Origin of the sequence: Pseudomonas sp. PICF6, assembly GCF_009831705.1 — a bacterium.
Taxonomy (GTDB): Bacteria; Pseudomonadota; Gammaproteobacteria; order Pseudomonadales; family Pseudomonadaceae; genus Aquipseudomonas; species Aquipseudomonas rhizophila.
In genome coordinates this window covers 67,587-90,443 of record NZ_WUUD01000025.1, presented here as the reverse complement: position 1 = coordinate 90,443, position 22,857 = coordinate 67,587, and the positions used below count along the sequence as shown (strand labels likewise).

Sequence of the window (22,857 nt, the reverse complement as noted above, 5' to 3'; positions counted from 1 at the left end):
GCGTCGGTCAGCTCGGGAATCGGCGTGCGGCTGCTGGTGGGGGCCGATTGCATCGGTTCCATACCCTGCATCGAGTCCATGCCTTGCATCTGGCTATGGTCCATCCCCTGCATCTGGCTGTGATCCATGCCTTGCATGGCATCGCTCGCGGCCCAGGCCGAGCCAGTGGCGCCCAGAGTGAGGCTGGCAAAAAGTGCCAGGGGGTAGTGAAAAATAGTGGTCATGGTCGGCTCCTCATTCCTGCACCCGAACTTCACGGAACATCCCCATCTCCATGTGGAACAGCAAGTGGCAGTGATATGCCCAGCGTCCGAGGGCGTCGGCGGTGACCCGGTAACTGCGTTTGGAGCCCGGCGGCACATCGATGGTGTGTTTACGCACCATGAACTGGCCATTCTCGTCCTCCAGATCGCTCCACATACCGTGCAGGTGGATGGGGTGAGTCATCATGGTGTCGTTGATCAGCACGATGCGCAGGCGCTCGCCGTACTTGAGCAGCAGCGGTGCGGCATCGGAGAACTTCACGCCGTTGAACGACCAGCTGAATTTCTCCATGTGGCCGGTCAGGTGCAGTTCGAGGGTGCGGCCCGGTTCACGCCCGTCGGGGTCGGGGAACGTGCTGCGCAGGTCCGAGTAGGTGAGGACCTTGCGACCGTTGTTGCGCAGGCCCATGCCCGGGTCGTCGAGCTTGGGGCTGACGCTCATGGCCTGCATGTCCACCAGCGGATTGTCTTTTTCGGAGTCTGGATGGGACAGCCCGTCGTCCATGCCTTGCATGGAACCGTGGTCCTTCCCCGCCATCTGGCTGTGATCCATGCCCGCCATGCCCTGCATCGATCCGTGATCCATACCACCCATGCCCATGTCGTCCATGGTGACCAGTGGCCGTGGATCCAGCGGCGGCACCGTTGCCGAAAGACCGGAACGGGTCGCCAGGGTGCCGCAGGCGTAGCCGGTGCGATCCATCGATTGGGCAAACAGCGTATAGGCTTCTTCGCTTGGCTCGACGATAACGTCATAAGTTTCGGCCACGGCGATGCGCAGCTCATCGACGCTCACCGGTTTGACGTACTGTCCATCGGACGCCACCACGGTCATTTTCAGGCCGGGGATGCGCACGTCGAAATAGGTCATGGACGAGCCATTGATCAAGCGCAGGCGAAGGCGTTCGCCGGGTTTGAACAGACCGGTCCAGTTCATGTCCGGCGTCTGGCCGTTCATGAGGTAGGTGTAGGTGGCGCCACTGATGTCGGCCAGGTCGGTGGGGTTCATCTTCATTTCGGCCCACATCTTGCGATCGGCCACGGTGGCGGCCCAGCCGTTCTTGCCGACATCGTCAATGAAATCACCGACGGTGCGTTTGTTGTAGTTGTAGTAGTCCGATTGCTTCTTGAGCTTGCGGATGACATCGGCGGGGTCTTCGTCGGTCCAGTCGGTGAGCATCACCACGTAGTCGCGCTCGTACTGGAAGGGCTCGGGCTCCTTGGCGTCGATCACCAGTGGGCCGTAGACCCCGGACTGTTCCTGGAAGCCGGAATGACTGTGGTACCAGTAAGTACCGTTTTGCCGGACCTTGAATTGATAGACGTACATGCCATCGGGCTCGATGCCCTTGAAGCTCAACCCCGGCACGCCGTCCATGTTGGCCGGCAGCAGAATGCCGTGCCAGTGGATGGAGGTTGGATCTTTCAAACGGTTGCGCACCCGCAGGGTCACGGTGTCACCCTCACGCCAGCGCAGCAGCGGGCCGGGGATGCCGCCGTTGATGGTCTGGGCGATGCGCGGATTGCCGGTGAAGTTGACCGGGCTTTCGCCGATGAACAGGTCGAACTCGGTGCCCGTCAGTACATTGGGTTGGCCGGGGCTGGTGACCGCCCAGACGGGCGCGCGCCACAAGCCCAGGCCAGCCAGGATGCCGCCGGCAGTCAGGCCTTTTACGAAGGTTCGCCGGGAAGTATTTGATTGCATGCCGTTTGAAGTCCGTCAGTCGATTTGCAGCGAGCACAGGGGCGTCCGTGTGCAGGGTTGAAAGAAAGATGACACAGGCGGGAACGCGAAGTGATTACATTTCAGTCAGGTTGACGCGGCTGTGAGAGCAAGGCTTGCTCGCGATGAAGGCCATGCGGTTTTTCAGAAGCCGAGGCGCCAGCTTCGCGGGCAAGCCTTGCTCCCACAGATAGAGCGCTGGCCACAGGGCACAGGTCAGAATGATCTTTTGCAACGGCGGGTTATTCTGTAGCCTTGCCGGCTTCACGCTATACCGTGCCTGATTGATACCCACTTTCCCGGCGGTACCCGAGTGGTCCGGAGCCGGGTGTATACTCGACTTTCGCGCAAAACGCGCCTGCAGGTCTTGCGAACATGACGCAAATTTCCGAACGCCTTCTGGTTCAGGCCCATCTCGACGCCAAACAGCCCAAGCCGCTGACCGCCGAGCAAGAGGCCTGGTACCGCGCCGCCATCGCCGCCGAGCTCAAGGCTCAGGATGCGGTGCTGGTCGCGCACTTCTACTGCGACCCGATCATCCAGGCCCTGGCCGAAGAGACCGGGGGCTGTGTGTCCGATTCCCTGGAAATGGCCCGCTTCGGCAACGCCCATCCGGCCAAGACCGTGGTGGTGGCCGGGGTCAAGTTCATGGGCGAGACCGCCAAGATCCTCAACCCCGAAAAACGCGTATTGATGCCGACCCTGGAAGCCACGTGCTCCCTGGACCTGGGTTGCCCGGTGGAGGAGTTCTCGGCGTTCTGCGACCAGCATCCGGAACGCACCGTGGTGGTGTACGCCAACACGTCGGCAGCGGTCAAAGCCCGGGCCGACTGGGTGGTGACATCCAGTTGCGCACTGGAAATCGTCGAGAGCCTGATGGACAACGGCGAGACGATCATCTGGGGCCCCGACAAGCACCTGGGCACTTATATCCAGCGCAAGACCGGCGCCGACATGCTGCTCTGGGACGGCGCCTGCATCGTTCACGAAGAGTTCAAGTCCAAGCAGTTGGAGGACATGAAGGCGCTGTACCCGGACGCCGCAATCCTGGTGCACCCTGAGTCGCCAACCTCGGTGATTGAACTGGCCGACGCGGTGGGCTCCACCAGCCAGTTGATCGCCGCAGCCCAAAGCCTGCCAAACAAAACACTGATCGTCGCCACTGACCGTGGCATCTTCTACAAGATGCAGCAGTTGTGCCCCGACAAGGTCTTCATCGAAGCCCCCACCGCCGGCAACGGCGCGGCATGCCGCAGTTGCGCGCACTGCCCGTGGATGGCGATGAATACCCTGGAGCGCACGCTCAAGAGCCTGCAGGAAGGCACCAACGAGATATTCGTCGACCCGGCGCTGATCCCCCAGGCCATTCGCCCGCTCAAGCGCATGCTGGACTTCACCCAGGCGGCGCGGATGAAGCTGGCGGGCAATGCCTGAAGGTAGCTCCAAGTTGCAAGCTGCAAGTCCAAAGCTTGCAGCTTGCGACCTATTTCTTTTTCTTGGGAATTCGCACCAGCTGCGTATCCGAGTAGATGTCATGCCAGGTGCGCTTGCGCTTGTCGAACAGCGACCAGATGAAGCCCAGTCCCACCAGCAGCAATGAGGCGATCGACACGACAAATCGCAACAGGGCCTGCCACAGGCTGATCGCCGTGCCATCGGTGTTCTGCACGCGAATGCACCACACCTGCATGCCCAGGGTCTGGCCGTTGTGGGTCCAGAACTTGGCGAAGAAGCCGAACAGCACGAAAAGCAGCACGGTGGACAGTAGCGGGTCGCCGTCCAGTGCGCCGGCGTCGGTGAGGGCGCGCATTTTTTCTTCGCCGATGATCGCCATCTGAATCATCTTGTAGACGCCGCCAGTGACGATCAGCAGGGCTGTGCACAGCAAAAAGTCATAGAACATCGCGGCCAGGCGACGGCCCAGGGTGGCGGGAGGGAACTCGCCTTGGGGGATGAGCAGGTGTTTGGGCATGACGGCCTCGGACGAAAAAGAGGCCATTTTACGGATTTACGCCCATAAAAAAGCCCCTGATATCAATCAGGGGCTTTTTTGTTTCTCGAAAGCTTAGCCTTCGGCTTGAACCTCGTCAGCCTGCATGCCTTTCTGGCCTTGCACAGCAACGAAAGTGACTTTCTGGCCTTCTTTCAGGCTCTTGAAGCCGCTGCCCTGAATGGCGCGGAAATGCACGAACAGATCCGGACCGCTGTCAGGAGTGATAAAACCAAAACCTTTCTCGTCGTTGAACCACTTGACGATACCGTTCTGACGCTCAGCCATTTTCTTATTTCCTTTGATGCTAAATTAATGACAGCCTCTTCCACATGAAAGAGTACTGGGGCTGGGTTGCAGGAAAGTAAGAGACGTCGAGCGGGATGTAGCGAACTTCATAAGCTACTGCCCAGGTCACGGTTCCAAGCGACCCATGCAAACACAGTGATCAAACTCTACGCCAACTATGAACAAAAAAACAACCCCCTCTGAAGGCCCCGTATTTGCTCAGCATTCTCGTATTTACAGGGGCTGCGGGCTGGGGCTTATTCGATAGGCTAGTTCAATTGTTTTCAACGTTATAGGTGCAATTTCAATATCGAGTAGATGCACCTTTTTATGGCGGTTGCGTTACACATTAGTGCACGTATAACGCAACCGCGTTACGTATAGAAACAGTCAATCAACCGCGGTAGTAGCGTTGTGGAACAAATGGCATTTTGCTTACAAGCAAAGGCACTTTTTTCCCACGCACGATGGCCCAGACTGGCGTATCCAGTGCGACATAGGCGCTGTCCAGGTAACCCATCGCCAACGGAGCGCCCAGGGTCGGGCCGAAACCGCCGCTGCACACCGTACCGATAATCTCGCCCGCTTCGTCGACGATCTCTGCACCTTCGCGCACGGGTGTGCGTTCTTGGGGCAGCAGGCCGACGCGTTTGCGCTTCACGCCGCCCTGTTGCTGGGCGAACACGGTTTCAGCGCCCGGGAAACCACCGGCCCTGACGCCATCGGCGCGGCGGACTTTGGAGATCGCCCACAGCAGGCTGGCTTCGATCGGGGTCGTTTCGGTGTTCATGTCGTGGCCATAAAGGCACAGGCCGGCTTCGAGGCGCAGGGAGTCGCGAGCGCCCAGACCGATGGCGGCCACTTCCGGCTCTGCCAGTAGGGCGCGGGCCAGCTTTTCGGCCTCGGCGGCGGGCACCGAGATCTCGAAACCGTCTTCACCGGTGTAACCCGAACGGCTGACAAAGCAGTCCATACCCAGCAGCGTGACGCGCTGGAACTGCATGAAGGTCATCTTCGCCACGTCTGGCGCCAGTCGTGCAAGCACGGTGACGGCGGCCGGGCCTTGCAGGGCGAGCAGGGCGCGAGCTTCGAACAGTGGCTCGATGCTGCACTGGTCGCCGATATGGGCGCGCAGGTGGGCCAGGTCCTGCTCCTTGCAGGCCGCGTTGACCACCAGGAACAGCTCGTCGTTGCCCAGGTTGGCGACCATCAGATCGTCGAGGATGCCGCCGTTTTCGTTGGTGAACATGGCATAGCGCTGCATGCCCACCGGCAGGTCGATGATGTCCACCGGCACCAGGGTTTCCAAGGCTTTGGCGGCGTTTGCGCCGCTCAGGCGGATCTGGCCCATGTGGGACACGTCGAACAGCCCGGCCTGATCGCGGGTGTGCTGATGTTCTTTCATCACGCCCAATGGGTATTGCACCGGCATGTCATAGCCGGCGAATGGCACCATGCGGGCGCCGAGTTCGAGGTGCAGGGCGTGCAACGGGGTCTTCAGCAATGGTTCGGTGGACATATCAGCTCCTGGGAAAAATGTAGAAGTGAGGCAAGCGCATCAGCATTCGATGATGTTGACCGCCAGACCGCCGCGGGCGGTCTCCTTGTATTTGCTTTTCATGTCGGCGCCGGTCTGGCGCATGGTGCGGATGACTTTGTCGAGGGAAACGAAGTGATGCCCGTCGCCGCGCATGGCCATGCGCACCGCATTGATGGCTTTCACCGAGCCCATGGCGTTGCGCTCGATGCACGGCACTTGCACCAGGCCGCCGATGGGGTCGCAGGTCAGGCCGAGGTTGTGTTCCATGCCGATCTCGGCGGCGTTTTCCACTTGCTGCACGCTGCCGCCGAGCACTTCGCACAGGGCGCCGGCGGCCATGGAACAGGCCACGCCGACTTCACCCTGGCAACCGACTTCGGCGCCGGAGATGGAGGCGTTTTCCTTGTACAGGATGCCGATGGCGGCGGCGGTCAGCAGGAACCGCACGACGCCGTCTTCATTGGCCCCAGGGATGAAGCGCATGTAGTAATGCAGCACGGCCGGGATGATTCCCGCCGCACCGTTGGTCGGCGCGGTGACGACGCGGCCGCCGTAGGCGTTTTCTTCGTTGACGGCCAGGGCATACAGGTTGACCCAGTCCAGCACCGACAGCGGGTCGCGCAGGGCAGCTTCCGGGTTCTTGCACAACTGACGGTGCAGCGCCGCCGCCCGGCGCTTGACCTTCAGCCCGCCCGGCAGAATGCCTTCGTTGCGGCAGCCGGCCGCCACGCAATCCTGCATCACCTGCCAGATCTTCAGCAGGCCGGCGCGGGTTTCGGCTTCGGGGCGCCAGGCACTTTCGTTGGTCAGCATCACCTGGCTGATGGACAAGCCATAGGTGGTGCAGTGGCTCAACAAGTCCTTGGCGCTTTTGAACGGGAAGGTCAGGGGGGTGGCATCTTCGACGATACGGTCGGCGCCGGCAGCGCTTTCGTCGACGACAAAACCACCGCCTACCGAGTAATACTCGCGGCTGCGCACCTGCAGGCCCGCCGCATCGAAGGCGCGGAAGATCATGCCGTTGGGATGAAAAGGCAGCGGCTTGCGAATCATCGCCAGGTGCAGTTTTTCGTTGAATTCAATGCAGTGTTCACCCAGCAGGTTCAGGCGCCCGTTGCTGCGAATCTCTCGCAAGCGGGCGTCGACCGTTTCAGTGTCCACGGTATCCGGGTGTTCGCCTTCCAGACCCAGCAGCACGGCCTTGTCACTGCCGTGGCCTTTGCCGGTGGCGCCGAGTGAGCCGTAGAGCTCGACCTTGACGCTGGCGGTGGTGTTGAGCAGGTCATCACGACGCAGCCCTTCGACGAAACGGGCAGCGGCACGCATCGGGCCGACCGTGTGGGAACTGGAGGGGCCGATGCCGATTTTGAACAGGTCGAACACGCTTAACGACATGGTGTTTCTCCGGTTTCTTTTTATGAGGATCGACGGTTTAAGGTCTGGCATAGATCCTTGTGGGAGCGAGCCTGCTCGCGATAGCGGAGTGTCAGGCAACATCTCTATTGGCTGTTACGCCGCTATCGCGAGCAGGCTCGCTCCCACAGAGGATGCGGAGGGCTGGTAGATCGCCCTCCGCTCAGGTCAAGCGTAGCTTTCGATCGACGGGCAGGCGCAGACCAGGTTGCGGTCGCCGAACACGTTGTCGACCCGGCCCACCGGCGGCCAGTATTTGCCGTCGATCAACGACGCCACCGGGTACACCGCTTGTTCGCGGCTATAGGGGTGGGTCCACTCGCCGACGATTTCCGCGGCGGTGTGGGGGGCGTTTTTCAGTGGGTTGTCGTCTTTGTCCAGGCTGCCGTTTTCCACCGCGCGGATTTCTTCGCGGATGCAGATCATGGCGTCGCAGAAGCGGTCCAGTTCTTCCTTGGATTCGCTTTCGGTCGGCTCGATCATCAGCGTACCGGCCACTGGGAACGACATGGTCGGGGCGTGGAAGCCGAAGTCGATCAGGCGCTTGGCTACGTCATCGACGCTGATGCCGCTGCTGTCCTTGAGCGGGCGCAGGTCGAGGATGCATTCGTGGGCCACCAGGCCGTTGCTGCCGGAGTAGAGCACTGGGTAGTGTTCTTCCAGACGGCGGGCAATGTAGTTGGCGTTGAGGATTGCCAACTGCGAGGCACGCTTGAGGCCCGCACCGCCCATCATGCGGATGTACATCCAGGTGATCGGCAGGATGCTTGCGCTGCCAAATGGCGCCGCGCACACCGCGCCTTCCTTGCGCGCCATGTTGGCGTGGCCCGGCAGGAACGGTGCCAGGTGGGACTTGACGCCGATCGGGCCGACACCCGGGCCGCCACCGCCGTGAGGAATGCAAAAGGTCTTGTGCAGGTTCAGGTGCGACACGTCGCCACCGAACTTGCCCGGGGCGCAGAGGCCGACCATGGCGTTCATGTTGGCGCCGTCGATGTACACCTGGCCGCCGTTGTCATGAATGATCCCGCAGATTTCGCGGATGCCTTCCTCGAACACACCGTGGGTGGACGGGTAGGTTATCATCAGCGCCGCGAGGTGTTCGCGGTGCTCGGTGGCCTTGGCCCGCAGGTCTTCGATGTCGACGTTGCCGCGAGCATCGCAGGCGGTCACGACCACACGCATGCCGGCCATGTTGGCGGTGGCCGGGTTGGTGCCGTGGGCCGACGATGGGATCAGGCAGATATCGCGACGGTCTTCGCCACGGCTCTGGTGATAGGCGCGGATCGCCAGCAGACCGGCGTATTCACCCTGGGAACCGGCGTTTGGTTGCAACGACACCGCGTCGTAACCGGTAGCAGCGCAGAGCATGGCTTCCAGTTCGTCGGTCAGTTGCTGGTAGCCGGCGCTCTGTTCGGCGGGGGCGAATGGGTGCAGGGCGCCGAACTCGGCCCAGGTCACCGGGATCATTTCGCTGGCGGCGTTGAGTTTCATGGTGCAGGAACCCAGCGGGATCATGGTGCGATCCAGGGCCAAGTCCTTGTCGGCGAGCTTACGCAGGTAGCGCATCAGCTCGGTTTCGGAGTGATAGCGGTTGAACACCGGGTGGCTGAGGACCGCCGACTGGCGCACCAGCTCGGCCGGGATACGGCTTTGCACGGTGGCGGCCAGGGCGGCGAACTCCGGCAGGGCCTTGCCGTCGGCCAACAGGCTCCACAGCGTTTCGACGTCCGCCTGGCAGGTGGTTTCGTCCAGGGACAAGCCCAGGCGTTCAGCGTCCACCACGCGCAGGTTGATGCGCTGGGCACGCGCCTTGTCGTGCAGGGCAGCGGTTTGCGCGCCGGTGTGCAGGGTCAGGGTGTCGAAAAAGCTGTCCTGCTCGACAGCCAGACCCAAGGCGCCCAAGCCCTTGGCGAGGATCGCGGTGAGGTGATGAATGCGGTTGGCGATCTGAGTCAGGCCTTTAGGGCCGTGATACACGGCGTACATGCTGGCGATGTTGGCCAGCAAGACCTGGGCGGTGCAGATGTTACTCGTGGCTTTCTCGCGACGGATGTGTTGTTCGCGGGTCTGCATCGCCAGGCGCAAGGCCGGCTTGCCGAAACGGTCCACGGAAACACCCACAAGGCGGCCAGGCATATCGCGCTTGAAGGCATCCTTGGTAGAGAAATACGCCGCGTGTGGGCCGCCAAAGCCCAACGGCACGCCGAAGCGCTGGGCGCTGCCGATGGCCACGTCGGCGCCGAACTCACCCGGTGCCGTCAGCAGGGTCAGGGCCAGCAGGTCTGCGGCGACAGCGACCAGGGCGTTGGCGGCATGGAAGCGTTCGGTCAGTTCACGGTAATCGAACAGGTCACCGTTGCTGGCTGGGTATTGCAACAGCGCGCCGAAGAAACTGCCGACATCGGTCAGTTCGCGTTCGTCGCCCACGACCACGTCGATGCCCAAGGGCTCGGCACGGGTGCGCAGCACATCGAGGGTTTGCGGGTGGCAATGGCGGGAAGCGAAGAAGGCATTGCTGCCCTTGTTCTTGCTCAGGCGCTTGCAGAAGGTCATGGCCTCGGCCGCGGCGGTGGCTTCGTCCAGCAAGGATGCGTTGGCGATCGGCAGGCCGGTCAGGTCGCTGATCAAGGTCTGGAAGTTCAGCAGTGCCTCGAGACGGCCCTGGGAAATTTCCGGCTGGTAAGGGGTGTAGGCGGTGTACCAGGCCGGGTTTTCCAGCAGGTTGCGCAGGATCGGCGCTGGCGTGTGGCAGTTGTAGTAGCCCTGGCCGATGTAGGTCTTGAACAGTTGGTTCTTGCCGGCGATGGCCTTGATCGAGGCCAGTGCATCGGCTTCGCTCTGGCCGTCGCCCATGTCCAGCACGCTGGTGCCCTTGATGCTTTCCGGAATGACGCTGGCGCTCAACGCTTCCAGGGAGTCGTAGCCCAGGCGCTCGAGCATGGCTTGCTCGTCGCTGGCTCGCGGGCCGATGTGGCGGGCGATGAATTCGTTGGCGGTGCCGAGATTAACGGTCATGTTGCGCTCCTCAGGCTTCGGCGTTGGCTTTGATCAGGCGGTCATAGGCGTCCTGATTCAGCAGTTGGTCAACTTGGGTGGCGTCGGCGGGCTTGAATCGGAAAAACCAGCCTTCGCCCAGCGGATCTTCGTTGACCAGTTCCGGATTGCTTTCCAGGGCCGGGTTCACTTCCAGCACTTCTCCGTCCAGCGGCATGTACACACCGCTGGCGGCTTTCACCGATTCCACGGTAGAGGCTTCGTCACCCTTGGCGTAGCTTTGCAGTTCCGGTAACTGAACATAGACCACATCGCCCAAGGCGTTCTGGGCAAACGCGGTAATACCGACGGTAACGCTGCCGTCGGCTTCAGTGCGCAGCCATTCGTGATCTTCAGTGAAACGCAACTCGCTCATGGAAACTCCTGGGGCCAGATTCGTCTGGTGGACGCGAAGAAAGGCGCGGGGCTTGGCCCGGCCGAATGGTTATATCCTTAGCAAGAATGCGGCCAATGCTGATAAATACTTATATATCAATGGCTTACTCGGTTCTGTCGAGCGCCGGCTGTATTGAGCTGTAGCGAAAACGCTACAGCTATACGCCTGGAAAAAATCGTTGTGGGATCAAAGCCTTGCGCGGCGCAGCTTAGCGCCAGGTGTATCGATATCGTTCCGCTGTAGCGCTTTCAGTACAGGTGGAGGTCGTTTTTGAGCCAGGTTCCAGGTACGCCGCAGGTCCCAATGTGGGAGCGTGCTTACGGCTTGCCGGAAATCCCGTATTTACGCAACCGATGGGCAATCGCTGTATGGGAGGTTTGCAGGCGGCTGGCGAGCTGGCGGGTCGAGGGGTAGTTGACGTAGAGGCTTTCGAGCAGATGTTTTTCGAAGGCTTCCACCGCTTGCTCAAGGCTTTCGACTTCCACGTCACCCTGGCGCGCCACAGACGTGCCGGCAATGTCCAGGTCGCCAATGTCCACCAGGCTGCTTTCACAGATGGCCGCGGCGCGGAAGATCACGTTCTGCAATTGCCGCACATTGCCCGGCCAGCGGTTGCCCAGCAGCGCCGGGTAGGTGCCGGGGGCCAAGCGGCAGACCGGGCGCTGGATTTGCGCACAGGCCTGCTGCATGAAGTAGCGCGCCAGCAGCAAGATGTCCTGGCCGCGTTCACGCAGCGGCGGCACTTCGACGTTGAGCACGTTCAGGCGATAGAACAGGTCTTCGCGGAACGAACCTTCGCTGACCATTTTTTCCAGGTTGCGGTGGGTCGCGCTGAGGATTCGCACGTTGACCTTGATTTCCCGGTCGCCGCCGACCCGACGGAAGCTGCCATCGTTCAAGAACCGCAGCAGCTTGGCTTGCAGGTAGGGCGACATCTCGCCGATTTCATCGAGAAATACCGTGCCCTGGTTCGCCAGTTCCATCAGCCCCGGCTTGCCACCCCGTTGCGCGCCGGTGAAGGCGCCGGGGGCGTAGCCGAACAGTTCACTTTCGGCCAGATTCTCCGGCAGCGCCGCACAGTTCAGGGCCAGGAACGGCGCGCCGTGGCGGGCACTGATGGCATGGCAGGCCCGGGCCACCAGCTCTTTGCCCGTGCCGGTTTCGCCCTGGATCAGCAACGGTGCATCCAACGCCGCTACCCGCTGGGCCCGGGCCTTGAGGGTGCGGATCGCCGGGGATTCGCCCAGCAACGCGTCAAACCCTTCGGCGTGGTCGTGGTGCAGCGCCGATAGGCGTTCGCCGATGCGGTTTGGCTGATAGAGGGTCAGCAACGCACCGGCGTTTGTAATGGGCGTGGCGTCCAGCAGTAAGGTCTGGCCGTTGAGGGTGATTTCCCGAAGCGGCAGGCGGAAACCATTCTCCAGCAGAGCGACCAACAGGGCTTCGTCACCGAACAGCTCGGCAACGCTTTCCCCGGCCGGTTCACGCCCGTACAGGGCGATCAACGCCGGGTTGGCCAGCAATACGTGGCCGGCGCTGTCGAGGGCCAGTACCGGGTCGGTCATGGCCGCGAGCAGGGCGTCGAGCTGCAAATGCCGACGCTGGCCGGGCAGGATGTCCACCACGGTGACCGCCTGCACGCCCCGCACGCTGAACAGCGCCTCGCGTAATTCGTCCAGCACCTGCGGGCTGAGGGTCGGGGCATCGATGTAGACGTTGGGCGGCACCATCTCCACCGCATCCAGATTGAGATTGCGCCCACCGAGCAGCGCCAGGACTTCCTGGGTAATGCCGACGCGGTCGATGAAACTGACGTGGATACGCATGGGGCGGTTCTGGGTTCTGGAATACGGAGGGTGGCAAGTATGCCTTGGGGCGGGCTATTGGTGAAATCCTGGTGCAGGGTCAAGGATATACACCGATCTCTATTGTGGGAGCGAGCCTGCTCGCGATAGCGCAGGGTCAGTCCACATCTCCATTGGCTGTTGCACCGCTATCGCGAGCAGGCTCGCTCCCACAGGAGGTTGGCGGTGGGGCGGCTATCGTTTACAACCCAATATCCCACTCCGGCCTCTCGGGAAACTTCAGCACCAAAAAATCCAGCAGGCTGCGCAGCGCCGACGGCATGTGTTTGCGTGAGGCATACACCGCGTACATGTTCATCCGGCGGGGTTCGGCGTGGGGCAACAGGCGGATCAGTTCGCCGTTCTTGATGTGCGTGCCGGCCTGGTAGCTGGGCAGCATCGCCACGCCCGCACCGGCTATCGTGGCCTGCAGCAATGTGCTGGCCTCGTTGGCGCTGATGTTGCCCTGCACCGGCACCGAGACCTGCTCGCCGTCCTGCTCGAAATGCCACAGGCTCTTGCCGACGTAGGAGTGGGTCAGGCAGTTGTGCCGGCTCAAATCCTCGACCCGTTGGGGCGTTGGGTGTTCACGCAGGTAGCCGGGCGAGGCGCAGATCACCGAGCGACAGACTGTGAGGCGCCGGGCAATCAGGTTCGGGTCCAGGTCGTTGCTCATGCGGATCGCCAGGTCGATGCGCTCGTCCACCAGGTTCACGGTGCGGTCGAGCATTTGCAGGTCGACGCTGACCCCTGGGTAGCGCACGACGAACTCGGTCATGGCTGCCGCCAATTGGGCCTGGCCGAACGAGGTGCTGGCGCTGATGCGCAGCATACCCCGTGGCGCATCGTCCGACGTACTGACGGCGGCCTGCATGTCGCCGGACAGATCCAGCATCTGCCGACAGCGCGGCAGGATCTCCAAACCCGCGGCCGTCAGGCTCAATTTGCGAGTGGTGCGGTGCATCAGTCGGGCACCAACCCAGTCTTCCAGTTCCGCCAGATACCGTGACACCACCGGTCGTGACAGGTCCAGATGTTCGGCTGCTGCCGACTGACTGCCCAGTTCCACCACGGCGACGAACACTTGCATTGCTTGTAGACGATCCATGATTTGCCCGATTTCAGAAACAAACTATGTCCAAGCATCGCATTTTTTGAAACGAGTCAGGTCCCTAAGCTGCGCTCATTCCCAATCGGGCTTATGCACAACGGAGCACAACATGACCGGATCCACCTTATTCAAGCGTCTGCTGCTGACCAGCGCTTCGATGATTTTTGCGGCCAACACCTGGGCAGCCGACCTTGCCCTGGAGGTCTACAACCCTGGCGCGACGGCCGTTTTCCCGGTGACCTCGGTATTGGTCAGTGGGGAAAAAGAAGTGGTGTTGGTGGACGCCCAGTTCGGCAAGTCCCAGGCCGAACAGGTGGTGCAGAAAATCCGCGCCAGCGGCAAGCAATTGACCACGATCTACATCAGCCACGGCGATCCCGACTACTATTTTGGTCTGGAGACCCTGACCGCCGCGTTCCCGGATGCCAAGGTGCTGGCCTCTGCGCCGACCGTCGAACACATCAAGCACACCATGGACGGCAAGTTGAAATATTGGGGGCCGATCCTCAAGGCGGATGCGCCGAGCAAAGCGATCGTACCCCAGGTACTCAAGGGCGACAGCCTGACCCTGGAGGGCAAGCGCTTGCAGATCATCGGTCTTGATGGCCCGCAACCGGACCGCAGCTTCGTGTGGATCCCGTCGATCAAGGCGGTGGTCGGCGGCGTCGTGGTGGCCGAGAACATTCACGTCTGGATGGCCGACACGCAGACGCCGCAGTCCCACAAGGATTGGCTGGCGACGCTGGAGGGCATTGAAAAACTGCAACCGAACACTGTGATTCCCGGCCATTACCTGGGTGATAGTGCCCGGTCCCTGGCTCCGGTGAAATTTACCGCCGAGTACATCAAGGCCTTCGACGAAGAAACCGCCAAAGCCAAGGACTCCGCCGCCCTGATCGCCGCCATGAAGCAGCGCTACCCCGATCTGGGGGAAGACAGCTCCCTGGAGCTCAGTGCCAAGGTGGCCAAGGGTGAGATGAAGTGGTGAATACCGATCTTTGATCAGAGCACCGTTGTGGCGAGGGGATTTATCCCCGCTGGGTTGCGCAGCAACCCCAAAACAGGCGAAGCGCTCCGTCTGATAAACCTCAATGTCAGCTATAGGGCTGCTACGCAGCCCAGCGGGGATAAATCCCCTCGCCACAAGAGCCTGTATTTCAACATCGCTAACCAATGGAGAACATCATGAGCAAAATCGCAATCATCGGCGCCACCGGTCGGGCCGGCAGCCAGTTGTTGGAAGAAGCCCTGCGTCGTGGCCACAGCGTGACGGCCATTGCCCGTAACACGGCCAAGATCGGTAAGAGGGCCGGTGTGGTCAGCCAGCAGTTGGATGTATTGGACAGCGAGGCCTTAATCGCAGCGGTAGCCGGTCATGATGTGGTGATCTGCGCCGCCCATTTCGCCACCGTGCCGGCCGACAAGGTCATCGCCCCAATCAAGGCTGCCGGGGTCAAGCGCTTGCTGGTGGTGGGCGGGGCCGGTTCGTTGCTGCTGCCGGACAATAGCCGTGTGATCGACAGCGAAGGCTTCCCTGAGGAATACCTCGCCGAAGCCAGCGCCGGAGCATTATTCCTGGACGTGCTGCTCAAGGAACAGGACCTGGACTGGACCTTCCTCTCGCCCTCGGCGGAGTTCGTCGAGACCGAGCGCACCGGTCAGTTCCGTATCGGCAAGGATCACCTGCTGTTCGACGCCGCCGGGCGCAGTTGGATCAGCTTTGCCGATTACGCCATTGCAATGATCGATGAAGTGGAGACGCCGCAGTTTTCGCGGCAGCGCTTTACCGTCGGTTATTGAACCACTGGTTTGGACAGGCGCTCCTGCGGGGTCAGCTGTGGAGTCTCATCCACACGCTGACCAGCACCGTCGCCGCCATCAGCCAAGCCACCGCCGCCACGGCCAGAGAAGCCTCCAGACGCATCCGGTCGACCATCACATACAGCGTCGCCAGGTAGACGAAGTAGGGGATGATCGACCACATGCCAAACACGATGGTGGTTTTCAGATCGTCCACCGAGCGGCCCTTGCCAACAATGTAGTGGGCGATCAGGGCGAAGGTGGGAAACAGTGGCACCAGTCCGGCGATGTAATAGTTCTTGGTCTTGGCGAGCATCGCCAGGATGACCACCACGGCGGCACCGAGCGCTGCTTTGAAAATCAGGTCCACAGGTTTACTGCCCCAGGTTAATGGCTCAGGCCATATTTTTTGACTTTGTCGAACAGCGTGGTCTTGGCCATGCCCAGTTCGAGACTGGCCTGGGTCAGATTGCCACCGCTGCGTTGCAGGGCGTCCACCAGCAGGTTGCGTTCGAAGGCTTCCACCGCTTCGGCGAAGGCCAGGCCCTGGCTGGCGCCGCTGGCCCCCGACTTCTTGAAGGCCGGCAGGCCGAGTGCATAGCGCTCGGCGACGTTACGCAGTTCCCGCACGTTGCCCGGCCAGTCATGGCTCATCAGGTTGGACAGCGTCTGGTTGTCCAGCTCCGGCACCGTGCGGTCGAAGCGCAGGGACGACTGCTGCAGAAAATGCTCGAACAGTTGCAGAATGTCTTCGCGGCGCTCGCGCAGGGGCGGCAGTTCCAGGGTCACCACGTTGAGACGGTAATACAGGTCGCTGCGAAACTGTCCGGCCCGGCCCAGTTCGTCCAGGTCGGACTTGGTGGCGGCGATGACCCGGCAATCCACGGCCACACTCTGGTTCGAACCCAGCCGCTCGAGGGTGCGTTCCTGCAACACCCGCAGCAACTTGATCTGCAAGGGCAGGGGCATGCTTTCCACTTCATCGAGAAACAGCGTGCCGCCGTCGGCGTGCTCGATCTTGCCGATCCGTCGTTTGCCGGCGCCGGTAAAAGCGTTGGCTTCGTGGCCGAAAATCTCGCTTTCGAACAGGTTCTCCGGCAGGCCGCCGCAGTTGAGCGCGACGAATTGTTTGCTGTGACGTCGGCTGAAGTCGTGCAGGCAGCGCGCGACCAGTTCCTTGCCGGTGCCGGTTTCACCTTCGATCAGCACGTTGGCCGAGGTGTCGGCTACGTTGGCGATCAGTTCTCGCAGGTGCTGCATGGCCGGTGAACGGCCGATGATCCGGCCTTCCAGGGAGTCGCGTTCGGCCAGTTGCCGGCGCAGCGATGAAACCTCCCGGGCCAGGCTGCGTTGCTCCAGGGCGCGACGGGCGACGTCCACCAGGCGTTCGGGGGAGAAGGGTTTCTCCATGAAGTCATAGGCGCCTTTTTGCATGGCGCCAACGGCCATGGAGATGTCGCCGTGGCCGGTGATCAGCACCACCGGCAGGCTGCGGTCCCGGGCCTTGAGGCGGGTCAGCAGCTCCAGGCCATCGATGCCCGGCAGGCGAATGTCGCTGATGACGATGCCGGCAAAGTCATCGCCGACCCGCTCCAGAGCCTCTTCGGCGCTGCCCACGCCGATGCAGGGAATGTCTTCCAGGGACAGGGCCTGCTGGCAACCCAGCAGGACATGGGGGTCGTCTTCGACGATCAGTACGCTCAGGTCGTTATTCATGGCTGCTCGGCAGGTAAAGGGCTTACCAACGGTAAACTGAGGGCAAACGTGGTTCCACCTTCGGCCGGGTGTTCGACCTCCAGATGCCCGCCCGCGGCGGCGGCCAGGCTCGCCGAAAGGGTCAGGCCCAGGCCCAGGCCCTGTTCGCCGGGTTTGGTGGTGAAGAAGGGTTCGAACAAATGCTTGCGCGCCTCGGGATCGATGCCATGGCCGTTGTCCCGCACCCGCAGGCGATATTTGCCATCCGAGGCAGTGCCTTCAAGCCACAGCCGCGGCTCGGGTTGGCTCTGCATGGCGTCCAGGGCGTTGCCGATCAGGTTCACCAGGATTTGTTCAAGACGCGTCTGGTCGATCTGTACCTGCACGTCGTCGTAACCGGCATGCACCTGGATCTTCAGGCTTTCGAGGCGGCCGCCCAGCAGTTGCAGCGCGGCTTCGACCGCCTTGCCGAGGCTGGCCCGGCCCTGATCGTCCCCGCGCCGGGCGAAGGAGCGCAGGCTGGCGGTGATCCGGCCCATGCGGTCGATCAGGTCGTTGATGGTCTTGAGGTTGGCGCTGGCGATATCCAACTGGCCCCGCTCAAGAAAGCGTACGGTGTTGCCGGACAGGGTACGCAGCGCGGCCAGCGGCTGGTTGAGTTCATGGGCGATGCTGGTGGACATCTGGCCAATGGCGGCGAGTTTGCCAGCCTGCACCAGTTCGTCCTGGGCCCGGCGCAACGTCTCTTCGGCCTGCCGCCGTTCGCGGATCTGGCCCTTGAGCCGTTCATTGCTGGCCCGCAGGTCGGTGGTGCGTTCGGTAATCCGACGTTCGAGCTGGTTGTTGGCTTCCTGCAAGGCCTCCCGGGCAGCGAGGCGAGTGGCGATGACCTTGCGCCGCTCGTTCCAGGCGATCAGCAGGAAAGCCACCAGGGCGAAGGCCACGGCCACCAGGATGCCCTGGTTGATTGCCTGGCGACGCAGGTCTTCAAGTGGCGTCAGCAGGGTGAAATTCCAGGGTGTGTCGCTCAGGGGGCGGGTCTGTGACAGATAGCTGATGGGCCGCTCGTCGGACACCAGTTCGGCGTTGGCCGGGAAGGTCAGTTTTTCCATGCCTTCGGCCAGGCGTTCCCGAGCCAGGGGAACCAGCTCGTTCAGTGGGAACCAGTAATACTGCAGGCTGCGGGCCAGGCGCTCTTTGGTTTCGTCGCTCAGCGGTCGCACGGACTTGAGCCGCCGCGCCGGATCGCTGGACAAAATGATGATGCCATTCTCGTCGCTGACGAAGGCTTCCAAGCGCGCGCGCTGCCAGCGCTCTTCCATGGCTTCCAGGCGCACTTTGACCACCGCCACGCCGATGATCTTGCCCTGCTGTTCCAGACCATGGGCCAGGTAATAACCAGGCTCGCCGCTGGTGCTACCGATGCCATAGAAGCGCCCGGGCTGACCGCGTACGGCGTTCTGGAAATAGGCGCGAAAGGACAGGTCTTCACCCAGGTAACTGTCGACGTCGCGCCAGTTGCTGGTCGCCATGACCCGGCCTGTGGTGTCCATCACATAAATGGCCCGACTGCGGCTGCGCCGGTTCAGGCCTTCGAGGTATTCGTTGACGGTCTTGCGATGCTCGGGCGTGGGGTCGTCGAGCAGTTGCGATACGCTGGATTCAAGCTCCAGCAGGCTGGGCAGGTAAGTGTATTTGCTGATCTCGCTCTCGACCGCACGGGCGTGCAGCTCCAACTGGCGCTCGCCGTTCTCGCCCAGGCTGCGAATGCCGTAGTGCTCACTGATCCAGAAGCCGAGGTAACCCAGGCCGATCATCAGGGCAATGATCAGCGGCGGCAGGAACAGATGGCGAATCAGACGAGGCTTCACGGCGAGTGATGGCGGCGCGGCGCGATAGAGAGTGGGGTCGCATTTCATCACAGAAGCCTTGGGTCAACCACAACACAAATCGACAAACCAACACTGCTCCCTTGTGGGAGCGAGCTTGCTCGCGATGACTGCTGATCAGTCGAGAATAAGGTGACTGGCAGTCCGCTATCGCGAGCAAGCTCGCTCCCACAGTGGGGAGCGGTGTTGTTTAGTGCTGCAGGATTTTCTCAAGGAAATGCTGCGCACGTTCGGAGCGGGCGCTGATGTCGCCGAAGAACTCTTCCTTCTCGCAGTCTTCGATGATCTGGCCCTGGTCCATGAAGATCACCCGGTTCGCCACTTTGCGGGCGAAGCCCATTTCGTGGGTCACGCACATCATGGTCATGCCTTCGTGGGCCAGTTGCACCATCACGTCGAGCACTTCGTTGACCATTTCCGGGTCAAGGGCCGAGGTCGGTTCGTCGAACAGCATCACGATCGGGTCCATCGCCAGGGCACGGGCAATCGCCACGCGCTGCTGTTGGCCGCCGGAGAGCTGGCCCGGGTGCTTGTGGGCATGGGCCGACAGACCGACCCGCTCAAGCAGTTGCAGGCCTTTCTGGGTGGCTTCTTCCTTGCTGCGGCCCAGCACCTTGATCTGGGCGATGGTCAGGTTTTCGGTGATGGTCAGGTGCGGGAACAGCTCGAAGTGCTGGAACACCATGCCAACGCGCGAGCGCAGTTTCGGCAGGTTGGTCTTCGGGTCGGCGATGGACGTACCGTCGACCACGATGTCGCCTTTCTGGAACGGCTCCAGGGCGTTCACGCATTTGATCAGCGTGGACTTGCCCGAACCCGAGGGCCCGCACACCACCACAACTTCACCCTTGCTGACCTCGGTGCTGCAATTGGTCAGTACCTGGAAGTCCCCATACCACTTGTTGATGTTCTTGATAGAGATCATACGGCGAACCTTTTTTGCAGACGCTTGACCAGCAGCGAGGCGGCAAAGCTGATTGTGAAGTACACGAGACCTGCGATGATCAGGAACTCATGGGAGCGGCCGATGATGTCGCCATTGGCCCGCGAAGCATTGAGGAAATCCACCAGACCGACGGTGTAGACCAGCGAGGTGTCCTGAAACAGGATGATGCTTTGTTGCAACAACAGCGGGGTCATCTTGCGAAACGCCTGGGGCAGGATGATCAGGCGCATGGTCTGGCCATAATTCATGCCCAGCGCCTGGGCGGCGCCCATCTGACCCTTGGGGATCGACTGCACGCCGGCCCGCACGATTTCGCAGAAGTAGGCCGCCTCGAACATCATGAACGCCACGACGCAGGAGCCAAACGCACCGATAGGGGTGTCTTCGCCGGTGATCCAGCGCAGTACGAACGGCACCGCCAGGTAGAACCAGGTGATGACCAGCAGCAGCGGGATCGAGCGGAAATAGTTGACGTAGGCCCCGGCAATGCTGGAGATCAGCTTGTTGTGGGACAGGCGCATCAGCGCCAGGATGGTTCCCAGGATGATCCCGCCGACGACGCCCAGGGCCATCAGCTTGAGCGTCATCACCATGCCGTTCCACAAACCGGGAATGGCCGGGATGATGCCAGTGAAGTCGAGTTCCATTATTTACCCCCCACGGAAATCAGGCCGGGCACCGCGACTTTCTTCTCGACCATGCGCATGAGCAGCATCAGGCTCATGTTCAGGGTGAAGTAGATCAGTGTCGCCAGGGTGAAGGCTTCGAACAGGTTGGCGGAGAACTCGGCGGTCTGTTTGGTCTGTGCAAGCAATTCCATCAGACCGATCAGCGAGGCCACGGAGGAGTTCTTGAAGACGTTCAAGAATTCCGAGGTAAGCGGCGGAATGATGATCCGGTAGGCCTGGGGCAGCAGGACGTTCCAGTAGATTTGCGGCAGCTTGAAGCCCATGGCCCGTGCGGCGGATTCCTGGCCGCGCGGCAGCGCCTGAATACCAGTACGAACTTGTTCGCAGACCCGCGCGGCGGTAAACAGGCCCAGGCACACCACGACGCTCAGGTAGGCCGAGGTCGTGGGGTTCAGGTCCTGCTTGTACCACTCCTGCAGGTCCGCAGGCAGCAAGTCGGGCACCAGGAAGTACCAGATGAACAGCTGAACCAGCAGCGGTACGTTACGAAAGAGCTCCACGTAGCCGGTGGCGATACCCGACACCAGCCGGTTCGGCACGGTGCGCATCACGCCCAGAACCGAACCCAGCAGTAGGGCGATGATCCAGGCCGCGACGGCGATGGCGATGGTCCAGCCCAGGCCGGCCACGTACCAGTCGAGATAAATCTCGCTGCCGATGCCGGTGGACTTGAAGAACACGCCCCAGTCCCAGTTGTAATTCATTAGGGTCTCCCCTCAGATCGATCGATATGCAAATACCCGCCTGGGGAAGCTCCATTCCCACCTGACCCTTGAAGGGCAGGCACACACGATCGGCTCGACAGCCACCGGTTCGAGTGTTTCCAGATATGCCAGCAGGGAGTGACCATCCCCTGAAAGCGCAAAAGCACTTCCAGGGGACAAGGTTAGTCAGGAATCAGGATTTCTTTTCGTCGGCCGCTTTGTCGGTCGGTTCGGCGATCAGTTTCTTGAGCTCTTCGCTCATCGGGAAGTTCAGGTTCAGGCCTTTTGGCGGAATTGGCTGCATGAACCATTTTTCGTAGATCTTGTTGATTTCGCCAGAGGCGTAGGTGGCCTTGATGGCGTCATCGACGGCTTTTTTGAACGGCTCGTCGCCCTTGCGCATCATGCAACCGTAGATTTCGAAGGACTGCGGGGTACCGGTCACGGCCCAGTCGCCTGGTTTCTTGGCCTTGGCCATTTCACCGGCCAGCAAGGCGTCGTCCATCATGAAGGCAACGGCACGGCCGCCTTCGAGCATGTTGAACGATTCGCCGTGGTCCTTGGCCGAGATCACGTTCATGCCCATTTGCTTGTCGGCGTTCATGGACTTGAGGATGCGCTCGGACGTGGTGCCGGCGGTGGTTACGACGTTTTTGCCCTTGAGGTCGTCGAAGTCCTTGTACTTGGAGTCCTTCTTGGACAGCAGCTTGGTGCCGATCTCGAAGATGCCAACGGAGAAATCAACCTGCTGCTGACGTTCGACGTTGTTGGTGGTGGAACCGCATTCCAGGTCGACGGTGCCGTTTTGCACCAGTGGGATACGGGTTTGCGAGGTCACCAGGTTGTACTTGACCTGCAGGTTCGGCACGTCCAGTTCTTTTTTCAGGGCTTCGACGACTTTCAGCTGAATGTCGTGGGAATAGCCGACCGGTTTGCCGGAGGCGTCCGCGATATAGGAAAACGGAATGGAAGCGTCGCGATGCCCGAGCGTGATGACGCCGGACTCTTTGATCTTTTTCAGCGTACCGGTCAGTTCGGCAGCGAAAACCGGGGTGCTGATCAGAGCGGCAGCAATGGCTGCGCCCAGGAGATGGGGAACGATGCGCATCGATATTTCCTCGACATTGTTTTTCTTATTCAGCCGGTTCGTCGGCCCTGAGTGCTTCGAAGTACCTGGCAGCTCCTGTTGTGTTGGCATGCAGGCATTCGTCTCGAAGGAGTGTAGAGCATGAGTCGTGCCAGACCAGTTGACTCACATTAACTGTTTGTTTTTAAACGTAATTAATCTTTTTTCTGATTTTTTCCACAGGCTGTTTATCCGGTTGGCCGAATTGACTGGTGAGTCTTGTTCGGAAAACCGAATGCATTCCGGCCTCTCCATGTCTTGTGAGAGCGAGCCTGCTCGCGATAGCGGTCTGCCTGGCGAGACTTATGTTGAAGTTGATGGCCTCATCGCGAGCAGGCTCGCTCCCACAGAGGGCGGCGGTGTATGCCAGATAGCAAAAAGCCCCTGAATCGCCAGATTCAGG

The 22,857-nt window shown here is 61.2% G+C and carries 19 protein-coding genes and 1 pseudogene; 3 read left to right on the top strand and 17 right to left on the bottom strand.

Annotated elements, in window-relative coordinates; genetic code table 11:
• Together GSM73_RS27400 and GSM73_RS16395 are read right to left on the bottom strand one after the other, a co-directional pair.
• Positions 1-224 (bottom strand): annotated as a pseudogene (locus GSM73_RS27400) (copper resistance protein CopB); the annotation flags it as partial.
• 10 nt (positions 225-234) lie between these two features.
• Entirely contained in the window at positions 235-1,968 is a 1,734-nt protein-coding gene (locus tag GSM73_RS16395) for a copper resistance system multicopper oxidase (protein WP_160893242.1), read from the bottom strand.
• Positions 1,969-2,361: 393 nt separating this feature from the next.
• On the opposite strand from GSM73_RS16395, the gene nadA reads away from it, so the two are divergent.
• Positions 2,362-3,420: a quinolinate synthase NadA gene (gene nadA, locus GSM73_RS16390; RefSeq protein ID WP_047227049.1), complete on the top strand. Its 1,059-nt coding sequence runs from the start codon at positions 2,362-2,364 to the stop codon at positions 3,418-3,420.
• Positions 3,421-3,469: 49 nt separating this feature from the next.
• Here the strand turns inward: nadA and GSM73_RS16385 are convergent, their stop codons facing one another.
• The 8 genes from GSM73_RS16385 to GSM73_RS16350 form a co-directional block, all read right to left on the bottom strand.
• Entirely contained in the window at positions 3,470-3,958 is a 489-nt protein-coding gene (locus tag GSM73_RS16385; protein ID WP_160893240.1) for an RDD family protein, read from the bottom strand.
• 93 nt (positions 3,959-4,051) lie between these two features.
• Positions 4,052-4,264 carry a cold-shock protein gene (locus GSM73_RS16380; RefSeq protein ID WP_047227048.1) on the bottom strand — a complete coding sequence of 71 codons (213 nt, stop codon included), beginning with the start codon at positions 4,262-4,264 and terminating at the stop codon, positions 4,052-4,054.
• A gap of 394 nt (positions 4,265-4,658) precedes the next feature.
• Positions 4,659-5,783 (bottom strand): glycine cleavage system aminomethyltransferase GcvT, encoded by a 1,125-nt coding sequence (gene gcvT / locus GSM73_RS16375; protein ID WP_160893238.1) that lies wholly within the window; start codon positions 5,781-5,783, stop codon positions 4,659-4,661.
• A gap of 39 nt (positions 5,784-5,822) precedes the next feature.
• Positions 5,823-7,199, bottom strand: coding sequence for an L-serine ammonia-lyase (locus GSM73_RS16370; RefSeq protein WP_047227046.1), 1,377 nt, complete (start codon positions 7,197-7,199; stop codon positions 5,823-5,825).
• A 186-nt stretch (positions 7,200-7,385) separates the two neighbouring features.
• The gene (gcvP, locus tag GSM73_RS16365) at positions 7,386-10,235 is read right to left on the bottom strand and encodes an aminomethyl-transferring glycine dehydrogenase (protein WP_160893236.1); all 2,850 of its coding nucleotides are present in this window, start codon (positions 10,233-10,235) and stop codon (positions 7,386-7,388) included.
• Positions 10,236-10,245: 10 nt separating this feature from the next.
• A complete protein-coding gene (gcvH, locus tag GSM73_RS16360) occupies positions 10,246-10,629 on the bottom strand; it encodes a glycine cleavage system protein GcvH (RefSeq protein WP_047227044.1) in 384 nt (127 codons plus the stop codon).
• A gap of 338 nt (positions 10,630-10,967) precedes the next feature.
• Complete coding sequence (locus GSM73_RS16355; RefSeq protein WP_047227043.1) at positions 10,968-12,476, bottom strand: sigma-54-dependent transcriptional regulator; 1,509 nt, start codon at positions 12,474-12,476, stop codon at positions 10,968-10,970.
• Positions 12,477-12,696: 220 nt separating this feature from the next.
• A complete protein-coding gene (locus GSM73_RS16350; protein ID WP_107321983.1) occupies positions 12,697-13,602 on the bottom strand; it encodes a LysR family transcriptional regulator in 906 nt (301 codons plus the stop codon).
• Between the two features lie 112 nt (positions 13,603-13,714).
• Between GSM73_RS16350 and GSM73_RS16345 the strand changes: the two genes are divergently transcribed.
• Both GSM73_RS16345 and GSM73_RS16340 read left to right on the top strand, forming a co-directional pair.
• The gene (locus GSM73_RS16345) at positions 13,715-14,593 is read left to right on the top strand and encodes an MBL fold metallo-hydrolase (RefSeq protein WP_047227041.1); all 879 of its coding nucleotides are present in this window, start codon (positions 13,715-13,717) and stop codon (positions 14,591-14,593) included.
• A 197-nt stretch (positions 14,594-14,790) separates the two neighbouring features.
• A complete protein-coding gene (locus tag GSM73_RS16340) occupies positions 14,791-15,405 on the top strand; it encodes an NAD(P)-dependent oxidoreductase (protein ID WP_047227040.1) in 615 nt (204 codons plus the stop codon).
• 31 nt (positions 15,406-15,436) lie between these two features.
• Here the strand turns inward: GSM73_RS16340 and GSM73_RS16335 are convergent, their stop codons facing one another.
• The 7 genes from GSM73_RS16335 to GSM73_RS16305 all read right to left on the bottom strand — a co-directional run bounded on the left by GSM73_RS16335 (position 15,437) and on the right by GSM73_RS16305 (position 22,436).
• A complete protein-coding gene (locus tag GSM73_RS16335) occupies positions 15,437-15,766 on the bottom strand; it encodes a GlpM family protein (RefSeq protein ID WP_173407518.1) in 330 nt (109 codons plus the stop codon).
• Between the two features lie 26 nt (positions 15,767-15,792).
• Positions 15,793-17,121 (bottom strand): sigma-54 dependent transcriptional regulator, encoded by a 1,329-nt coding sequence (locus GSM73_RS16330; RefSeq protein ID WP_047227038.1) that lies wholly within the window; start codon positions 17,119-17,121, stop codon positions 15,793-15,795.
• Positions 17,118-19,019 carry a sensor histidine kinase gene (locus tag GSM73_RS16325; protein WP_047227037.1) on the bottom strand — a complete coding sequence of 634 codons (1,902 nt, stop codon included), beginning with the start codon at positions 19,017-19,019 and terminating at the stop codon, positions 17,118-17,120. Before GSM73_RS16325 ends, GSM73_RS16330 begins: the two co-directional genes overlap by 4 nt.
• A 160-nt stretch (positions 19,020-19,179) precedes the next feature.
• Positions 19,180-19,914, bottom strand: coding sequence for an amino acid ABC transporter ATP-binding protein (locus GSM73_RS16320; protein WP_047227036.1), 735 nt, complete (start codon positions 19,912-19,914; stop codon positions 19,180-19,182).
• On the bottom strand, positions 19,911-20,582 hold the full coding sequence (locus GSM73_RS16315) for an amino acid ABC transporter permease (RefSeq protein WP_047227035.1): 672 nt from the start codon (positions 20,580-20,582) through the stop codon (positions 19,911-19,913). Before GSM73_RS16315 ends, GSM73_RS16320 begins: the two co-directional genes overlap by 4 nt.
• Positions 20,582-21,328 (bottom strand): amino acid ABC transporter permease, encoded by a 747-nt coding sequence (locus GSM73_RS16310; protein ID WP_047227034.1) that lies wholly within the window; start codon positions 21,326-21,328, stop codon positions 20,582-20,584. The genes GSM73_RS16315 and GSM73_RS16310 overlap by 1 nt, the downstream gene beginning before the upstream one ends.
• A gap of 193 nt (positions 21,329-21,521) precedes the next feature.
• Positions 21,522-22,436, bottom strand: coding sequence for a glutamate/aspartate ABC transporter substrate-binding protein (locus tag GSM73_RS16305; protein WP_047227033.1), 915 nt, complete (start codon positions 22,434-22,436; stop codon positions 21,522-21,524).
• Between the last annotated feature and the right edge of the window lie 421 nt (positions 22,437-22,857).